At 55.2% G+C, this 17,066-nt stretch carries 14 protein-coding genes; 3 read left to right on the top strand and 11 right to left on the bottom strand.

Annotated elements, in window-relative coordinates:
• Positions 1-20 precede the first annotated feature (20 nt).
• The 3 genes from acrD to narQ form a co-directional block, all read right to left on the bottom strand.
• Positions 21-3,137, bottom strand: coding sequence for a multidrug efflux RND transporter permease AcrD (gene acrD, locus NYE92_RS08455; protein ID WP_014605301.1), 3,117 nt, complete (start codon positions 3,135-3,137; stop codon positions 21-23).
• A gap of 165 nt (positions 3,138-3,302) precedes the next feature.
• Positions 3,303-3,935: a response regulator gene (locus NYE92_RS08450; RefSeq protein ID WP_259018857.1), complete on the bottom strand. Its 633-nt coding sequence runs from the start codon at positions 3,933-3,935 to the stop codon at positions 3,303-3,305.
• Between the two features lie 189 nt (positions 3,936-4,124).
• Positions 4,125-5,813, bottom strand: a complete 1,689-nt coding sequence (gene narQ / locus NYE92_RS08445; protein WP_259018856.1) for a nitrate/nitrite two-component system sensor histidine kinase NarQ — start codon at positions 5,811-5,813, stop codon at positions 4,125-4,127.
• 253 nt (positions 5,814-6,066) lie between these two features.
• On the opposite strand from narQ, the gene NYE92_RS08440 reads away from it, so the two are divergent.
• The 3 genes from NYE92_RS08440 to nudK all read left to right on the top strand — a co-directional run bounded on the left by NYE92_RS08440 (position 6,067) and on the right by nudK (position 8,818).
• Positions 6,067-6,339, top strand: a complete 273-nt coding sequence (locus tag NYE92_RS08440; RefSeq protein WP_013026671.1) for a DUF1471 domain-containing protein — start codon at positions 6,067-6,069, stop codon at positions 6,337-6,339.
• Between the two features lie 272 nt (positions 6,340-6,611).
• A complete protein-coding gene (gene ansP, locus NYE92_RS08435; RefSeq protein ID WP_014605303.1) occupies positions 6,612-8,084 on the top strand; it encodes an L-asparagine permease in 1,473 nt (490 codons plus the stop codon).
• 155 nt (positions 8,085-8,239) lie between these two features.
• Positions 8,240-8,818, top strand: coding sequence for a GDP-mannose pyrophosphatase NudK (nudK, locus tag NYE92_RS08430; protein ID WP_013026669.1), 579 nt, complete (start codon positions 8,240-8,242; stop codon positions 8,816-8,818).
• Between the two features lie 44 nt (positions 8,819-8,862).
• Here the strand turns inward: nudK and NYE92_RS08425 are convergent, their stop codons facing one another.
• The 8 genes from NYE92_RS08425 to NYE92_RS08390 are packed head-to-tail and all read right to left on the bottom strand — an operon-like array spanning position 8,863 to position 16,783.
• On the bottom strand, positions 8,863-9,822 hold the full coding sequence (locus tag NYE92_RS08425; RefSeq protein WP_015699767.1) for a ribokinase: 960 nt from the start codon (positions 9,820-9,822) through the stop codon (positions 8,863-8,865).
• On the bottom strand, positions 9,819-10,715 hold the full coding sequence (gene alsK, locus NYE92_RS08420; RefSeq protein WP_259018855.1) for an allose kinase: 897 nt from the start codon (positions 10,713-10,715) through the stop codon (positions 9,819-9,821). Before alsK ends, NYE92_RS08425 begins: the two co-directional genes overlap by 4 nt.
• On the bottom strand, positions 10,712-11,404 hold the full coding sequence (gene alsE, locus NYE92_RS08415; RefSeq protein ID WP_015699768.1) for a D-allulose 6-phosphate 3-epimerase: 693 nt from the start codon (positions 11,402-11,404) through the stop codon (positions 10,712-10,714). Before alsE ends, alsK begins: the two co-directional genes overlap by 4 nt.
• A complete protein-coding gene (locus NYE92_RS08410; protein WP_259018854.1) occupies positions 11,404-12,456 on the bottom strand; it encodes an ABC transporter permease in 1,053 nt (350 codons plus the stop codon). Before NYE92_RS08410 ends, alsE begins: the two co-directional genes overlap by 1 nt.
• A 14-nt stretch (positions 12,457-12,470) precedes the next feature.
• Complete coding sequence (locus NYE92_RS08405; RefSeq protein WP_024471243.1) at positions 12,471-13,460, bottom strand: ABC transporter permease; 990 nt, start codon at positions 13,458-13,460, stop codon at positions 12,471-12,473.
• Entirely contained in the window at positions 13,453-14,958 is a 1,506-nt protein-coding gene (locus NYE92_RS08400) for a sugar ABC transporter ATP-binding protein (RefSeq protein WP_013026664.1), read from the bottom strand. The genes NYE92_RS08405 and NYE92_RS08400 overlap by 8 nt, the downstream gene beginning before the upstream one ends.
• A gap of 2 nt (positions 14,959-14,960) precedes the next feature.
• A complete protein-coding gene (locus tag NYE92_RS08395; RefSeq protein WP_259018853.1) occupies positions 14,961-15,941 on the bottom strand; it encodes a substrate-binding domain-containing protein in 981 nt (326 codons plus the stop codon).
• An 11-nt stretch (positions 15,942-15,952) separates the two neighbouring features.
• On the bottom strand, positions 15,953-16,783 hold the full coding sequence (locus tag NYE92_RS08390; RefSeq protein WP_013026662.1) for a DeoR/GlpR family DNA-binding transcription regulator: 831 nt from the start codon (positions 16,781-16,783) through the stop codon (positions 15,953-15,955).
• Positions 16,784-17,066: the final 283 nt, after the last annotated feature.

Raw genomic sequence — 17,066 nt, 5'->3', positions numbered from 1 at the left:
CCGTCAGGAAAGCGGGTTAATCAGTCCCGATGCTTCTCTTTCAGGGGAAAGCGGCGACGCACCAGCACAAAGAACAGCGGCACAAACAGAATGGCCAGAATCGTGGCAGAAATCATCCCGCCCATCACGCCCGTTCCCACAGAATGCTGACTGCCGGAGCCTGCGCCGCTGCTGATCGCCATCGGCAGCACACCGAAGATAAAGGCCAGCGACGTCATCAGGATCGGCCGCAGGCGCTGGCGTGACGCCGCCAGCGTCGATTCAATCAGTTCACCTCCCTTACTGTTAAGCTCGTTAGCAAACTCGACAATCAGGATGGCGTTCTTGGCCGAAAGCCCGACCACGGTCAGCAAGCCCACCTGGAAATAGACGTCGTTCTCCAGCCCGCGCGTCCAGGTGGCAATCAGCGCACCGATCACGCCAAGCGGGACGACCAGCATGACAGAGAACGGGATCGACCAGCTTTCATACAGGGCTGCCAGGCAGAGGAAGACAACCAGCAGCGAAACCACATACAGCGCGGGTGCCTGAGAGCCCGATAACCGCTCCTGATAGGATGCCCCCGTCCACTGGAAACCCACGCCAAGCGGCAGGGATTCGACCAGTTTCTCCATTTCATTCATCGCTGTACCGCTACTCACGCCCTCTGCGGCTTCCCCCACGATTTCCAGGGAGGAGTATCCGTTATAGCGTTCCAGACGCGGTGAACCGGTTTGCCAGCGGCTGGTGGCAAATGCCGAGAAGGGCACCATGGTGCCACTGCTGTTACGCACGTACCATTTATCGATATCGCCGGGCAGCATGCGATAGGGCGCATCAGCCTGTACATACACTTTTTTTACCCGTCCACGATCCAGAAAGTCGTTCACGTAGCTTGAGCCCCAGGCAGTGGCTAGCGTGTCGTTAATGGTATCCAGTGATACGCCCAGCGCCTGGGCTTTGCGCTCATCAATATCAATTTGCAACTGCGGGCTGTCATCAAGGCCGTTATGACGGACACGGGACAGGAGCTTATCTTTGCTGGCCTTGTCGAGCAGCATGTCGCGCATCGCCATGAGCTTGTCATGCCCGATGCCGCCATGATCCTGTATTTCCAGGTCAAAGCCCGATGAGCTGCCCAGACCGGTAATCGCCGGCGGACTGCTCGCAATGACCGTGGCCTCATTGATGTGTTTGAACGCTTTTCCGGCGCGCTTAATGATGGCGAACGACGTGCGATCGGCCCCGGGTCTGTCACCCCAGTCTTTCAAACGAATAAACAGACGCGCGACGTTCTGCCCGTTCCCGCCAGGGCCGGAACCGATCGTTGAGAAGACCGACAGCACGTTATCTTTCTCTTTCGTCAGGTAGTACTTTTCCACTTTTGCCACTACCGCCGAGGTCTGATTCATGCTGGAACCGGCGGGAAGCTGGACCTGGGTCAAAATCATGCCCCGATCTTCCTGGGGCAGAAAAGACGAAGGCAGATGAAGAAACAGGAACGCCATGATGCCAATAATCCCCACATACAACAGCAGCCAGCGGCCGCCCGTGCGCAGAATGTGGGCGACACCACGCTGATAGCGGTCGGCGTTGCGGTTGAAATGGTGGTTAAACCAGCGAAAGAAGCCGCGCTCGCCGTGATGTTCCCCTTTGGCGATGGGCTTAAGCAGCGTGGCACACAGGGCGGGTGTCAGGATCATCGCGACCAACACCGACAGGATCATGGCGGAGACAATAGTCACCGAAAACTGGCGGTAGATTGCCCCGACGGTGCCACCAAAAAAGGCCATAGGAATAAATACGGCGGAGAGTACCAGCGCAATTCCGACCAGTGCCCCCTGGATTTGCCCCATCGATTTGCGGGTGGCAGCGCGCGGCGAGATCCCTTCCTCGCTCATGATACGTTCAACGTTCTCCACGACCACAATCGCATCGTCCACGAGCAGGCCTATCGCCAGCACCATAGCGAACATGGTCAGGGTGTTGATGCTGTAGCCGAAGGCAAAGATCACACAAAAGGTGCCAAGCAGCACGACGGGCACCGCGATGGTAGGGATTAACGTGGCCCGGAAGTTCTGCATAAACAGATACATCACGCCAAATACCAGCAGAATTGCTTCCAGCAGGGTTTTGACCACGTCGGTGATAGAGGCTTTAACAAAGGGCGTGGTTTCATACGCGATTTTCGCTTCCAGCCCGTGCGGAAAATAGTGTGATAATTCATCCAGCCGCGCCCGCACCAGTTTATCGGTGTTCATCTCGTTGGCACCGGAGGCCAGTTTTATGCCCAGGCCGGAGGCGGACTGGCCATTATAGCGGCTGAGGGAATCGTATTTTTCAGCGCCGAGCGCCACCGTTGCGACATCGCCTAGCGTCACCACGGAGCCATCGGGATTATTCTTCAGGGTAATCGCTTTAAACTGGTCGGGGGTTTGCAGCATCGCCTGCGCGTTCACGGTGGCGTTCAGCGCCTGATTATTGACGGCCGGTAGCCCGCCCACCTGGCCCACTGCAACCTGGGTATTCTGGGATTTGATGGCATTGACCACATCATCGGTGGTCAGGGCATAGGCGGTCAGCTTGTAGGGATCGAGCCAGATGCGCATAGCATATTGCGTACCGTAGGCATCCACTTCACCCACCCCATCAATACGGCTTAAGGGCTCCTGAATATTACTGGCGACATAATCAGCAATATCTTGTTTGTTCATGCTGCCGTCAGTTGAGACAAACGCCACCATCAAAATGTTACTGTCGCCGGTTTTATTGACGGTCACCCCTTGTGACTGCACAGGTTGAGGTAACTGGCGCAGGGCCGACTGCAACTGATTCTGAACCTGCTGACGGGCTTCATCAGGATTGGTACCTGCGGTAAAGGTGAGGGTGATTTGCGCCTGGCCGGTATTACTGCTGTTGGAGGACATATACATCAGGTTATCGATACCGGTCATGTTCTGTTCGATAACCTGGGTGACGGTATTTTCCAGCGTTTGCGCTGAGGCGCCGGGATAAGTGGCGGTAATACGCACGTTGGGCGGGGCGAGATCGGGATATTGCTCAACAGGAAGTGAAATAATGGCGAGCGTGCCGCAAAGACATAATAAAATAGCCAAAACCCAGGCGAAAATTGGGCGGTCGATAAAGAAATTCGACATTGAACCGACACTCCTCACTGCTTTTATTATTAATATGAGCGATGCAGCGCGTGACGCACAGGAAAATCCACGCAAACCACGCACGGGTAGGACTCTACTTTACGTGCGAGGCGGGTTTGAAAAGTGGAGAAATTGTAGAGAATGTGTAAGTTTGCGCGTTTTTTATCAACTGTTTCGGCGCTCAATCCACATAATTGTTGCAGCAACGCGTGAACGTACATCAAGTTTGCGCAGGACATTACGAATGTGGACCTTCACCGTTTCTTCCGAGATATGAAGTGCATGAGCCACGTCTTTATTAGACAAGCCCCGCGCCACTTCCTGCATCACGCCGCGTTCGCGTTCGGTCAGCAAGCGGAAGGGATCGTCACTGTTATGTCGCATGGACAGAGCGTGCCTTACCGCATCGCTAAACACCGTCTCACCCTGTAGGGCCTGCATGACCTGGCGCAACAAGATTTCGGGTTCGCTGTCTTTGAGTAAATAGCCGTCCGCTCCTGCATCCACCAGGGCGTAAATGTCACTGCGCGCGTCAGAGACCGTCAGCACCAGAATACGTGAGCTGATGCCTTCATGACGAAGCGCTTTTAACGTATCCAGCCCTGACATCCCTTTCATGTTGAGATCGAGCAGGATGATATCCGGTGTCAGACGGCGGGCTTCCGCCAGCGCTTCAGTCCCGTTACTGGCTTCAGCGATGACCTGCAACTGCGGCTCCAGCGCCAGTAGCTGGCGGATGCCCCGGCGCATAAGGGGATGATCGTCCACGATCATAATGGTTAAAGCAGGTTGTGCCATGTTAGCTCCCTGTGCACTGGATGTCAGACGGCGATACGGGCAGTACGAACGATCGGCTTTCCAGACCGTTCCAGAATGGTGATGCGCAGAATGTTGATTGTAATGGTTAATTCTGCCTTCAGGTGTTGATCTGCCACATCTTGTATGATCTCAGGATGTTATTAAAATACACAATGGCGGGCAACAGCACTACTCACGCGGCAGCGCCGGACGCGATGGAAAACGCAGTGTGACACGTGTTCCACGTGGCTGTGCCGTAATCTGTAAGGATCCGGCTAGCCGTTCAGCCCGCTCCGTCATGGTCGTCAGCCCGTAATGCCCCTGCGGTTCCTCTGTCGTGCCGATCCCAATACCATCATCCGTCACGCTCAGTATATGTTCGCCTTCATCTGTGTGCTGATAGTCGAGGGTAATCATCTGTGCATTTGCATGGCGAATGGCGTTAAGCAGCGCCTCGCGGGCAATCTGGAGTACGTGTACCTGCTGTTGAGCATCCAGCGCCTCAAGCCCTGGCTGGCAGGTGAAATGGATGTCGGCCTCAGACTGCTTCTGCAAGGAGGCGATCATTGCGTGCAGTGCGGCCATCAGATCGGATTTTTCAATCGTTAAACGGAAGGTGGCAAGCAACTCACGGAGCTGACGGTAAGCTTCAGCCAGCGCAAGATCGAATTCGGCAATAATGTCATGTGCTGACCGATCGCGCGCATCGACAGTGCGCCGCAGCAGCGTCAGTTGAATACGCAGGTAGGTCAGTGCCTGAGCCAGCGAATCATGCAGCTCGCGTGCAATGGTGGCGCGCTCTTCAATTAATAGCATCTGCTGCTGCTGTTTTTGGGTCTGCCAGATCCAGACTGACCGGGCCAGCATTGCCGCCAGGCTCTGCATTAATGCTGCAGGCGGCGTCGTAACAGTCGTTTGCCAGTGCAGGGTGCCAATAGGGTGATCGCCCTGCTGCAAGGGTAACTGATGCCAGGCCTGAGAAGGGGCGATTTGCCCGGACTCAAAGGTAAACTGCTCACCTTCCATGCGGATAAACGCAAGCTTTTCTCTGGCAAGCACGCTGGCCAACACGCTGTCGAACAGAGCCGGATGCAGGGGGCCGCGCGTTAAAATCTGAGAGCTCTGATAGAGCAGCGAAAGCGTGCGGTTTGCCTGGGTCAGATCCCGGGTTTTATCGCGGACCCGCTGCTCCAGAAGCTGATAGTGCGCGTGCAACTGGGCGGCCATGCTGCTGAAGGTGTGTGACAGCACCTTAAGTTCATTCTGCTGCTGGACGTGCAGAGGCGGGAACGCAAAATTGCCCTTTTCCACATAACGACTGGCGGTGACCAGCGCGTTCAGCGGCTTAACGACCTGCTGACGGGTAAAGCGTATCGTCATCAACGCCAGCGCCACGATCGCCACCAGGCCCGTCAGGCTACTGATCGCCACCACCCGCATTTTCAGTTCAGCATAACGCTGCAGTTCCAGGACAAAGCGATCGATTTCCCCCACGTAGACCGGCATTTGAAGCTGCCAGGCTTCTGCTGCATCGGCATCAAGATGCTGAGCTAACTCCGGCCAGCCCGCGCGCAAACGTTGATAGTGGTTAATAACTTTATGTGGCACCCAGGGGCGGTCGAGGCCTTGTAAAACGGGGGCATCAAGGGTGTGCTGGAACTGCGCCAGATGCGCTACCAGCAGGCGAGGCTCCAGCCTGGCATCCCAGGCCAGCCGGTAACTCTGCATCCGTAGCGAACCGGCCAGATTAATGGCTTCCGCGTCACGCAGGCTGCTGGAAAGGGTGAGCAGAGCCAGACCGGTTGTCAGCAAAGCCAGCAACACAATCAGCGTTAAAGACTGCGCAATACTTCGGGTAACAGAGCGTTTAACAATCACAGCAAATAACCCCTTCAGTAACAGGGAAGGATAAAAGAGGTGGCAGAGGACGCCAGGTGACCTGTCATGAAATAGCCCGAAATGAGACCGTTCAGCAGCTTTACTCACCCAGATTGACGTTTCCCAGGAATACCGACGTCAGACCGACCATTACTCGCACAGCTTTACAACTCACAAAGGTTGCCTTGCATTGCCTCGCCAATAATCAATTACGTGTTTAACCACAGCGACCAACGCGAGTACAGGAGTATTTATGAAACGATTACCTGCTTACCTCACCGCCGCCCTGTTGGCCACTGCGTCATTTTCTACCTTGGCCGCCACGGCGGTGGACCAACGCGAGGCACAGGATCTGCAAAAAATCGGCAGCGTCTCTGTTTCCAGCGTAAATGGTTCACTTGACGATGTGACTCGCCAGCTTTCACAACAGGCGAAAGCCGAAGGCGCCAGCCATTTCCGGGTCATCGGTGTGAACACGCCGGGTGATTCCAGCCTCTGGACCGGCACCGCAGAGATTTACCGCTAAACCCTCTCTATTCCATCCCTGTAGTGTTTACCGGCCAGCCAATGGCCGGTTTTTTTGTGATCTCAGAAAAATTTTTTACAAATCGTCCCGCATATCCCCTCGGTATATTTTGCTTCGATGTTACATAACGGTTAGGATTCATCGCCGTAAATTCCCGCGCCGCTTTCCGTAAACTCACAGGCGGACGCACAGAGGAAGACAACCCATTTCGCAGTGCTGAACGCAATCGTTTGGATGCGCTATGACTTATGGTCAGGACAAACAGGAAGGCTATGAAATCTACAAAGAAATCCGCAGCGGACATGCGCGCTGCGAAACGACGCTGGCTCAATTCCCACGACTCCGGCTATAAGAAGGCCATGGGCAATCGTCACGTGCAGATGATTGCCATCGGGGGAGCCATCGGTACGGGGCTGTTTCTGGGCGCAGGCGCCCGTTTACAGGCGGCAGGTCCGGCCCTCGCCATCATCTATCTGGTCTGCGGTATCTTCTCATTCTTCATCCTGCGCGCACTGGGCGAACTGGTTTTACACCGTCCCAGCAGCGGAAGCTTTGTCTCCTATGCTCGTGAGTTCATGGGCGAGAAAGCCTCTTATGTGGCGGGCTGGATGTACTTTGTTAACTGGGCCATGACCGGGATTGTGGATATCACTGCCGTTGCGCTTTATATGCATTACTGGGGCGCGTTTGGTGATGTGCCGCAGTGGGTATTTGCGTTAGGGGCGCTGGCGATTGTCGGTACCATGAACATGATCGGCGTAAAGTGGTTCGCCGAAATGGAGTTTTGGTTCGCGCTGGTCAAAGTGCTGGCGATTGTCATTTTCCTGGTTGTCGGTGTCGTGTTCCTCGGCACGGGTAAACCGCTTGATGGAAATGCAACCGGCTTCCACCTGATCACGGATAACGGCGGCTTGTTCCCGCACGGTCTGTTGCCGGCGCTGGTGCTGGTGCAGGGCGTCGTATTTGCCTTCGCCTCGATTGAACTGGTCGGTACGGCAGCAGGCGAGTGTAAAGATCCGGAAACCATGTTGCCGAAGGCGATCAACAGCGTTATCTGGCGTATTGGTTTGTTCTATGTCGGTTCCGTGGTGCTGTTAGTGATGTTGTTGCCGTGGAATGCCTACCAGGCTGGGCAAAGTCCGTTTGTGACCTTCTTCTCTAAGCTGGGCGTGCCTTACATTGGCAGCATTATGAATATTGTGGTGCTGAGTGCGGCGTTATCCAGCCTGAACTCCGGTCTCTACTCGACCGGCCGTATTCTGCGCTCAATGTCGATGGGCGGTTCCGCACCGAAGTTCATGTCTAAAATGAGCAGCCAGCAGGTGCCCTATGCCGGGATTCTGGTGACCGTCGGCGTCTATATCATCGGCGTGGTGCTTAACTACTATGTGCCGTCTCAGGTGTTTGAGATCGTATTAAACGTGGCGTCACTCGGCATTATCTCTTCCTGGGGCTTTATCGTGCTTTGCCAGCTACGCCTGCGTAAAGCGATCAAAGAAGGCAAGGCAGACGACGTCAGCTTCAAGCTGCCAGGCGCGCCTTTTACCTCATGGCTGACGCTGCTGTTCCTGTTCAGCGTGCTGGTATTGATGGCGTTCGACTATCCAAACGGCACCTATACTATCGCCTCCATTCCGTTGATTGCGGTGATTCTGGTACTGGGCTGGTTTGGCGTGCGTAAGCGTGTGAACGCCATCGCAGCGACCGAACACGATCATCACGAGCACGACGGTAAATCGTCGTAACCGAGACGTTTCGCATAGAATGCCAGCCAGCGTGCTGGCATTTTTTTTGCCTGTGAGGATGGACGATGACGTGCGCAAGGCCCGTAATTCAGATAGTGTTCTTTTAACGTACGTCCTATTATCTCAGGCTCCCTTCCTGTCGCTGCGGAGCGTCCATGTCCTTCAAGATCAACATCATCAAAGATAAGCTGCTGTCAGAGAACTGGTTTGTCCTGCGTAATATCACTTATGAGATTACCGACAACCGGGGCGAACTCGTGCGTCACAAGCGTGAAGTTTACGACCGCGGCAACGGTGCCACCATTCTGCTGTATAACCGTGACAAGAACAGCGTGGTACTGACGCGCCAGTTCCGCATTGCCACCTACGTTAACGGTAATGAAGACGGTATGTTGATTGAAGCCTGTGCAGGCTTGCTGGATGATGACTCGCCTGAAGACTGCATTCGCAAAGAGGCCATTGAAGAAACCGGCTATGCGGTGGGCGAGGTGGAAACCCTCTATTCGGTTTACATGTCGCCGGGCGGCGTGACCGAGCTGGTGCATTTCTTTGCGGCTGAATACCACGACGCGCTGCGGGAAAATGCGGGCGGCGGCGTAGAGGATGAAGCCATCGACGTGCTGGAAATCACGTTTCCTGAGGCCATGCAGTGGGTGAAAGCGGGGCGCATCCGCGATGGCAAAACCATTATGTTATTGCAGCATGCGCTTATTGCAGGCTGGCTCACGCTCTGATGGAGTACAGAGCAGACGCGCCACCAGGCGCCTCTGCCTGAATGTTACGCGCAGGCCAGCACGCTTTCGGCCACGCATTCCGGGTGCGCCTGCAGGCGTGCCAGTGCATCGGCATAAGCGGGCATAGCATGAGCGGCTCCCTGTCGTTCAACGCACAGGGAGGCAAACGCTGCGGCGAACAGTGCAGCCTGTTCCAGAGAAACGCCGGCGGCCAGCCGGGCAGCCAGCGCACCGTTAAAGGCATCGCCCGCGCCGGTTGTATCAAGCGGCGTGGCGGGAAACACCGGAATATGCAGCAGCTGTTGCCCGTCAGACAGTAAGGCCCCCGCCGTACCCAGGGTAATAATTACCTGACGTGCGCCCTTGCGGTGCAGCACAAGGGCGGCCTGCCGGGCGCTGGCGAGGTCCGTGACCTTCACGCCGGTCAGCAGCATGGCTTCGGTACTGTTGGGCGTCAGCAGATCGACCTTTGCCAGCAGAGCGTCACTGATTTTTTGAAACGGTGCCGGATTAAGGATGACAAAGGTATTTGCCGCCCGGGCATGATCGATCATGCGCTGAATCGCGCTCAGATTATTTTCCAGCTGTACCAGCAAAATATCCGCCGCGGCAACAGTCGGCCTGCAGCGCGTCACTTCCGCTGCGCTGACGGTGAGATTCGCCCCAGGATAAACAGAAATCATATTCTCAGCGTCATTACCGGCCACGTAAATCAACGCATTGCCGGTGGGTTTCTCTTTGCAGGTGAACAGCGTAATGGCATCAAAGCCGGTTTTTTCCAGATGCCGGCGGGCAAATATGCCGAAGTCGTCGTTGCCCACTTTGCCGATGTAGTGCACCCGGGCGCCCGCACGAAGCGCGGCGGTGGCCTGATTCGCGCCTTTGCCGCCGGGCCCCATCATGCTGTGCTGGGCAATTAACGATTCACCCGGTAGCGGAAAGCGGGCCATGCCTGCCACGATATCCAGGTTGAAGGAACCGAACACGCACACTTTGCCTTTCATTTTTTCCCTCCAAAACAGCGCTCGGCGGCCAGACAGGCACCGCGACAGCCCGTGTGATCGGTTGCATGGCTGAAAACGATTTTTAAACCCTGGCGCGTAACGGGCGGTCGCAAATGTTGCTGAATGGTGCTGCGCAACTGCACCAAGGGAAAATCCGCCATCGACAGTACGCCACCGCCCAGAATCAGGTACTCGGGATCCAGAATGTTCATTTCGCTGGCGATCAGCTGTGCCAGCCGCTGCACAAACGCCCGCAGATCAGGGTGATCGCCATGCCGGGTAAAGAGTTGCGAAATCCCCGTATCCGGCTGTTGTGCTGCCGCCCAGGTGCTGAGCCAGTGACCGGATATCAGGGTTTCGGCACAGCCCCGGTTGCCGCACGGGCAGGGCAGGTCGTTGTTCGCCAGCGGAATATGGCCCAGCTCGCCTGAGCCGCCATGATGACCATGATAAAAGCGGCCTTCCAGCCACAGGCTGTTACCCAGACCGGTGCCGGGATATAACCCCACGGCATTATTGGGTAACGTCTCCAGCTGCAGCAGATCCCACAGCATCAGGTGGTTCACATCTTTATCCATGGCAACCGGTACACCAAGGCGCGCGCTGAGCCGTGCCACGACGGGTTGTTGATCCAGCGCCTGAATAAAGGGCAGCGAGATCACCTGCTGGCGGTCACGGCTGAGAATGCCGGGCAGGCCAAGCATCACCCCGCTTACCGGCTGCGCCTCCAGCGTTTCGCAAATCAGATCCCCAAGCGCGACCAGCGCATCCGCCTGTTGCGACCAACTGGCGGTCGACACTTTACGGAAGCCGCACCAGTTCCGGCCTTCTTCCATCAGCTGCAAACGGGTGCTGGTGCCGCCAATATCAATGCCAAGCCAGCGTGATTTCATGCAGACTCCTGCGCCAGTCCCTGCGCGGCATCAATACTGTCGCGCATCATTGTCCAGGCGGTGGAGAGATCGTCATGCAGGTTGAACAGGCCCGAGGTGCCGACAATCAGCACTTCCGCTCCGGCTTCCAGCAGGGTGCGATAAGTGCGTTGATTACAGGAGCCATCGATCTCAATCAAATAGTGGTGGCCGTGGGCGCGTTTTAACGCACTGAGTGCCCGAATCTTCTCCACCATTTCCGGTATGAAGGGTTGCCCGGCATAACCCGGATCCACCGTCATCACCGTGATCTTATCCAGCAGATGCAGGTAATGATGAATAAAGGACACCGGCGTGGCGGGGTTCAATACCACGCCCGGTTTTTTCCCCAAACTGCGAATCAGGTTGATTACCCGGAAGGCATCCCGATTGATCGTCTCTGCGTGCGGGCAAATATAGTCCGCTCCGGCGTTGGCGACTGCCTCAATAAAATCGGTGGGCTGCTCAACCATCAAATGCACATCGATAGCCACCGGCGTGTGCGGGCGAATTTGCTCAATGAAGAACGGTGAGAGCGTGATATTTTTGACGTAGTGACCATCCATGATATCAACATGCAGGAAGTCAGCGCGGGTGTTCAGCACAGCCAACTGCTGCTTGATCTCCATCAGGTTCATACACATCAACGACGGGGAGATTTGAATTCGCATCATACTTCCTTTTTCTCAGTCAGAGGATTCAGTACCGCACTCAGGCGCTTGCTGCGCTTCATGGCACGGCGTTCATTGAGTCGGGCTTTACCCTGTTTCACGGCCAGCACCACAATCAGTACTGCGCCCCACATCGCCAGGCTGACGTGCTGGCTGATATTCATCAGGTTGAAGCCGGTTGAGAGGATCTGCAGGGCAATCAGCGCCAGCACGACGCCGGTCACACGGCCAAAACCGCCGTTGGGATCGGTGCCGCCAAGAATAATGGCCAGCACGGTCAGCAGCAGGTACGCATCGCCATAGCCCATACGCGCAGAGTTAAATCGCGCCATCATGACCAGCCCCGCCAGCACGCACAACAGGCTGGAAATCACATACACCAGCACGATCATGCGATGCGTATTAATTCCGCTAAACCAGGTGGCATTAATGTTGCTACCGCCCATATAGATGCACTTACCTGCACGGGTTTTCCCCAGGAACACCGCCAGCAGCGTTGCGGCCACGAAAAAGACCCACAGCGGCAGAGGAATGCCCAGCAGCGTGTCGGCGCCCAGTGCGCGCACCACCGGCGGCATGCCGCTCACCGCGGCGCCTTTTGTCAGCCAGATGCCGATGCCGTTGAGGGTAATCATGGTGGCCAGGGTCACCAGAATGGGATGGGCACCGATGCGGGTTACCATCACGCCGGTGATCAGGCCAATCAGTGCAGCAATCAACATGGCACCGAGCACCGCCAGCAGCAGCCAGGCCAACTGCTGACCGGTTCCCGCCCCGTCTGGCAACATGCCGAGTAGCACCCAGGCGATGAACAGGCTGGTCAGGTTGGCGGTGGTAATAATCGCCAGGTTTAATCCGCCACTCAGAATGGCAATAAACATCGCCAGGGTGAGCAAGCCCAGCTCAGGCAGTTGAAAGGCCATGCTGAGAAAGGTGGAATCGGTAAAAAAACGGCCGGGCAGCAGGATGCTGAACAGCGCCAGCGCAAACGCGATGAGCAGCAGCAGGCCGGTATTGGTACCGTCAGGTTTCAACGCAGATAAAAGTTTCATGTGTGCTTCTCCCATCAGACAAAGCTGACGTCAGTCTCTTTGCGCTTTTTATAGTGCGTGACGGCGATGGCGACCATAATCACGCCACCGACCACGATGTTCATGAAATAGTTGGATACGCCAATCAGGTTGAGGCCGTTCTTTAAAATGGCGATCAGGAAAACCCCCATTAAGGTGCCGCTGACCGTGCCTTTTCCGCCCATCAGGCTGGCACCACCCAGCACGGTGGCAGCCAGCACATCCAGTTCACCGCCGACCAACGCGTTTGGCACCACTTCACCCATGCGATAAACCTGCACCAGTCCGCCAATGGCCGCCATCGCCCCCAGCCAGCCGTAGGCAAAGAGGTGAATCAAACCAACGCGAATCCCGATGCGCCGCGCGGACTCCGCATCACCGCCCACGGCATAAAGCTGGCGGCCCAGATGCGTTTTGTTGAGTAACACGGCCGTCAGGGTGGCGATGACCAGCAGGACGAGCAGGGGCAGGCCAAGCTGAAACGTCTGGCCCTGCCACTCAAACGGCAGCACGCTGCGAAGGGTGATCCACCATTCAGGCAACTGATAGAGGCTGCGTCCGCCGGTTGACCACATCAGCAGCCCAAACAGCAGCGACTGCATGCTGATCGTGATGATGATGGAGACCACCCGCAGCCAGGTAATGAGCCAGGCGTTGATCATGCCGAACAGCGTGCCGCAGGCCACCGCCAGGCCAATACTCAGCAGGGCGTGATCAAACTGATAGCGTATAAACAGGGTGGCGATGAAGTACTGCACCACCGAGGCCACGGCAGCAAAGGAGATATCGATGCCGCCGGTGACCAGCACCACAAAGAGCCCAAGTGCGAAGATGCCGGTGACCGCATAGCTTTCGGCTAAATCCAGCAGGTTTTGTACGCTGAGGAACTGGTCGCTGGACAGCGAAAACACCCCAATAAACAGCAGTAAAACCCAGGTCAGCCAGCCCTGGCTGGAATGAGGACGTAAACGGGATAAGTCAGGCATTGATGACCTCCGCCAGTTGCTGTTCTTGCACTCGGTCTGGCTGGTATTCGGCATGGATCGTCCCCTCACGGAAATGCAAAATGCGGTCGCAGTTGTGCCAGACCTCTGGGACTTCATCGGAAATCAACATAATCGATAAGCCTTCTCGCGCCAGTTCGTGGATCAGCTGGTAAATACTGGCCTTCGCGCCGACATCGACGCCGACGGTGGGCGAGTCAAGAATTAACAGGCGAGGTTGAGTGAGTACCCACTTGGCTAAAACAATCTTTTGCTGGTTGCCGCCGGAAAGCGTGGAAATTGCCTGCTCGGGATCGGCAACCCGGACGCCAAGCTGCTGAATCCACTGCAAGATCAGCCTATTCTTACGGTATTCATCAATCAGGTGAAAGCGGTTTTGCAGCTTATCGAGAATCGGCAACACCATGTTATCGGCCACCGACTGTTGCTGAACCAGCCCCAGCGTCAGACGGTCTTCTGAGACATAGCCAATACCGGCTTTGATGGCGTCTTCATGGCTACGGAAGCGTACCGGTTTCGTGTCCAGCCAAATCTTGCCGCTGTCGGGCTGGGTCATACCAAATAGCGACAGAGCCAGCTCGGTACGACCCGAACCCAGCAGGCCACAGAGCCCCAGCACCTCGCCTTCGTACAAACGAAAATTCACGTCGTGATACTGCCCGCTCCGGCTGAGGTGCTCGACTTCCAGCAACACGCGATCGCGCCTGCGCGTGACGTTTTTCAACGGATATTCCAGCTTCTGTCCGGTCATCAGTTCCGTCAGACGGTGCGGCGTCATGTCCTGTGCTGGCCAGCTGCCAACCCTGCGGCCATCGCGAATAACCGTCACCCGATCGGAGATTTCCAGTACTTCATCCAGTCGATGGCTGACAAACACCACACAGATGTTTTTCTGTTTGAGATAGCGCACCGTGCGCAGCAGCTGATTCACTTCTGTACGGGTTAGCGAGGCTGTGGGTTCGTCCATGATCACCAGCCTGGCATCGGCAACCAGTGCCCGGCAAATCGCGACCTGTTGCCGCTGGGCAATGGAGAGGTGCGCCACTTTCTCGTTGAGATCGAGTTCAAACTGAAGCTCGTCAACGATACGTCGGGCGCTGGCATGCAGCCTTTTACGCTGATGCCAGCCGAACAGGCCACGCAGGTTGTGTTCAAACGCAATGTTTTCGGCCACGCTCAGGTTAGGGAACAGAGACAGATCCTGATAGATCACCTGTATACCAAAGTCTCTGGCCTGCTGGGTTGAGAGGCGGGGCAAAATTTCCCCTTCGCCCAGACGGATCTCGCTGCCCTCATCCGGCGCATGAACGCCTGAAATCACCTTAATGAGCGTGCTTTTGCCACAACCATTCGTCCCGGCAAGGCAGTGCACTTCTCCGGCCAGCAGCGTCAGCGAAATATCGCTCAGCGCACGATGACCACCAAACGTTTTCGACAACGCATCTAACGTCACGAGCGTCTGCGGTGCGACAGGTCTCATCTCTACAGCCCCAGCTTAATCAGTTTCGGCAGGTTGGTTTTATCCAGGCTTTCGGTGTTATTGCCCAGAAGGGTATGTGTCGTGTCATCGACCCGGACCTTGCCTAATCCCTCAATGGTCATGCCATCTTTAATGGGCGTGTTTTTCTCCATCATCTCGGCAAGACGGACAAACACTTCACCGGCCGTATGGGGATTCCAGATATAGCCGCCTTTGATCGCGCCCCGATTGACGAGCTGCGCGCCCTGGCCCGGACTGAAGGCTCCGATGACGCACACCTGGTTAACCTTATTGCGGTTCATTACGGCCCGGCCTGCGCCGATAGGGCCCTGTGAGCCAAAGGCTAAAATCCCTTTCAGATTTGGATATTTAGACATCAGCTCGTTGGTGGTACGGATAGAATCATCCAGCGATTCGCCTACGCCAAATTTGTCGGTGACCAACTGCATTTTGGGATAATGCTGTTTTTGATACGCCAGCGCGGCGTCGGTCCACTGCTGGTGGAGCGGCACCGTCAGGCTGCCAACGTACATGGCGTATTGCCCATCATCGTGCATACAGGCTGCCAGCGCTTTCATATGGTTGATGCCGTGCGTGGCTGCATCCACTAACTCAAAGTCCCAGTTGGCGAATTTCTGACCCGGTGATTCATGGGTAATCACTTTGATGCCCGCATCGCGCGCCCGCTGTAAGACGGGCTCCAGGACTTTAGGATCGTTGGGGACCACGCCAATGATATCGACTTTCTGCGCAATCAAATCCTCAATAGCGCGTACCTGCAAGGCGGGATCGGCTGCGGTGGGTCCGACCATCCATGCATCTATGCCGCTTTTCGCCGCTTCACTTTTAATCCCGGCTTCCATCGCGTTGAACCATGGAATACCGCCAATTTTCACCACGATGCCCATACGTATTTTTTCTGCTGCCTGAGCCTGGAATGCGAATAACGCGATCAGGGAGCAGGCGATAAGCTGTTTTTTCATAGTGACTCCATTTATTGATTAATAAGCTGCACGGACTGAGGCCGTTGTGAACAGTCGATAATATTTACCCCGTTCCACGCCAGTTCCTGTTCCAGCTCTTTATCTTTTAACTGGTCGGTAATAAGAAAATCCACATCGCGATAATGACAAACACGCGCGAATGAGGGCCGAAGAAACTTAGAGCTATCCATTAATAAATGTTTGCGTTCAGCTGCCAGAATGAGTTGTTGTTTTAAATGTGCATTATGTTCATTCCCCTCGCGTAAATAACCGTCGTTGCCCAAACTGCTACAGGAAAAAAAGATTTTATTTATTTGAAACTCTTTTAACGGTTGTTCAGTTACGATGCCGTGAAAATCTTCATAGCGATCGGAATATTCGCCACCCAGGCAGATTGTGCGAATACTGCTGCGCGCCGCCAGGGTCTGCACAATGCGTAAAGAATTAGTTAATACAGTTAATTCAATATCCGGTAACTGTCGGGCCAGATAAAAACACGTGGTACTACTATCGAGTAATAAACAATCACCTGGGCTAATAAACCCCAGCGCCCGCTTAGCAATGGTCATTTTGGCATCGACATGTTCATTAATTCGCTGCCGGAAAGATAATTCATACTCATTAATGGCCCGGTTATTTATCTGAATGGCTGCATTATATTGTTTAACCGGAACAGCGCCGCCATGGCTTCGCTGGAGTATGCCTTTCTTTTCCAGTTGCGCTAAATCCCGACGAATCGTTTCCTGCGAAACCTGACATAAGGCGGTCAGTTCAGCGACAATCACGCGTCCATTACGCATTAATTCATCAATAATTCTCTGCTGGCGTTCAATCGGCAACATGCTGGCCTCCGAGGGTTATAAAGTACTGGAAGGCACGCGGCAAAAATGTGGCCTGAGCGTGGCTACGCAGGTCACTCTTCTCACAGCGTGCGTAAAGAGATATTTGTTGGGTTTTTATGAAAAACTATGTAATAGGTATATTAAAGACGTGACTGATATCACTAAATTAGGGCTATTTAACCGTAAGAAACAGGGCTGACAGGCTTTTATGCCTGCACCTGTGGCGACTATAACATGCCTGTTTTTGACCGTTTATGTGTATTTGACCGATTCGACTGGCGGG

It is taken from the genome of Pantoea sp. B566, from assembly GCF_024793925.1.
Classification (GTDB): domain Bacteria; phylum Pseudomonadota; class Gammaproteobacteria; order Enterobacterales; family Enterobacteriaceae; genus Pantoea; species Pantoea ananatis.
This window is presented reverse-complemented; position numbering and strand designations above follow the sequence as displayed.

Excerpts from the sequence above, each read along its gene's own strand:
- NYE92_RS08400 (WP_013026664.1), bottom strand. The coding sequence starts at position 14,958 with ATGAGACCTGTCGCACCGCAGACGCTCGTGACGTTAGATGCGTTGTCG.
- NYE92_RS08410 (WP_259018854.1), bottom strand. The coding sequence starts at position 12,456 with ATGAAACTTTTATCTGCGTTGAAACCTGACGGTACCAATACCGGCCTG.
- NYE92_RS08425 (WP_015699767.1), bottom strand. The coding sequence starts at position 9,822 with ATGAAAGGCAAAGTGTGCGTGTTCGGTTCCTTCAACCTGGATATCGTG.
- acrD (WP_014605301.1), bottom strand. The coding sequence starts at position 3,137 with ATGTCGAATTTCTTTATCGACCGCCCAATTTTCGCCTGGGTTTTGGCT.
- nudK (WP_013026669.1), top strand. The coding sequence starts at position 8,240 with ATGTCCTTCAAGATCAACATCATCAAAGATAAGCTGCTGTCAGAGAAC.
- alsE (WP_015699768.1), bottom strand. The coding sequence starts at position 11,404 with ATGCGAATTCAAATCTCCCCGTCGTTGATGTGTATGAACCTGATGGAG.
- NYE92_RS08450 (WP_259018857.1), bottom strand. The coding sequence starts at position 3,935 with ATGGCACAACCTGCTTTAACCATTATGATCGTGGACGATCATCCCCTT.
- alsK (WP_259018855.1), bottom strand. The coding sequence starts at position 10,715 with ATGAAATCACGCTGGCTTGGCATTGATATTGGCGGCACCAGCACCCGT.
- NYE92_RS08440 (WP_013026671.1), top strand. The coding sequence starts at position 6,067 with ATGAAACGATTACCTGCTTACCTCACCGCCGCCCTGTTGGCCACTGCG.
- ansP (WP_014605303.1), top strand. The coding sequence starts at position 6,612 with ATGAAATCTACAAAGAAATCCGCAGCGGACATGCGCGCTGCGAAACGA.
- NYE92_RS08395 (WP_259018853.1), bottom strand. The coding sequence starts at position 15,941 with ATGAAAAAACAGCTTATCGCCTGCTCCCTGATCGCGTTATTCGCATTC.
- NYE92_RS08390 (WP_013026662.1), bottom strand. The coding sequence starts at position 16,783 with ATGTTGCCGATTGAACGCCAGCAGAGAATTATTGATGAATTAATGCGT.
- NYE92_RS08405 (WP_024471243.1), bottom strand. The coding sequence starts at position 13,460 with ATGCCTGACTTATCCCGTTTACGTCCTCATTCCAGCCAGGGCTGGCTG.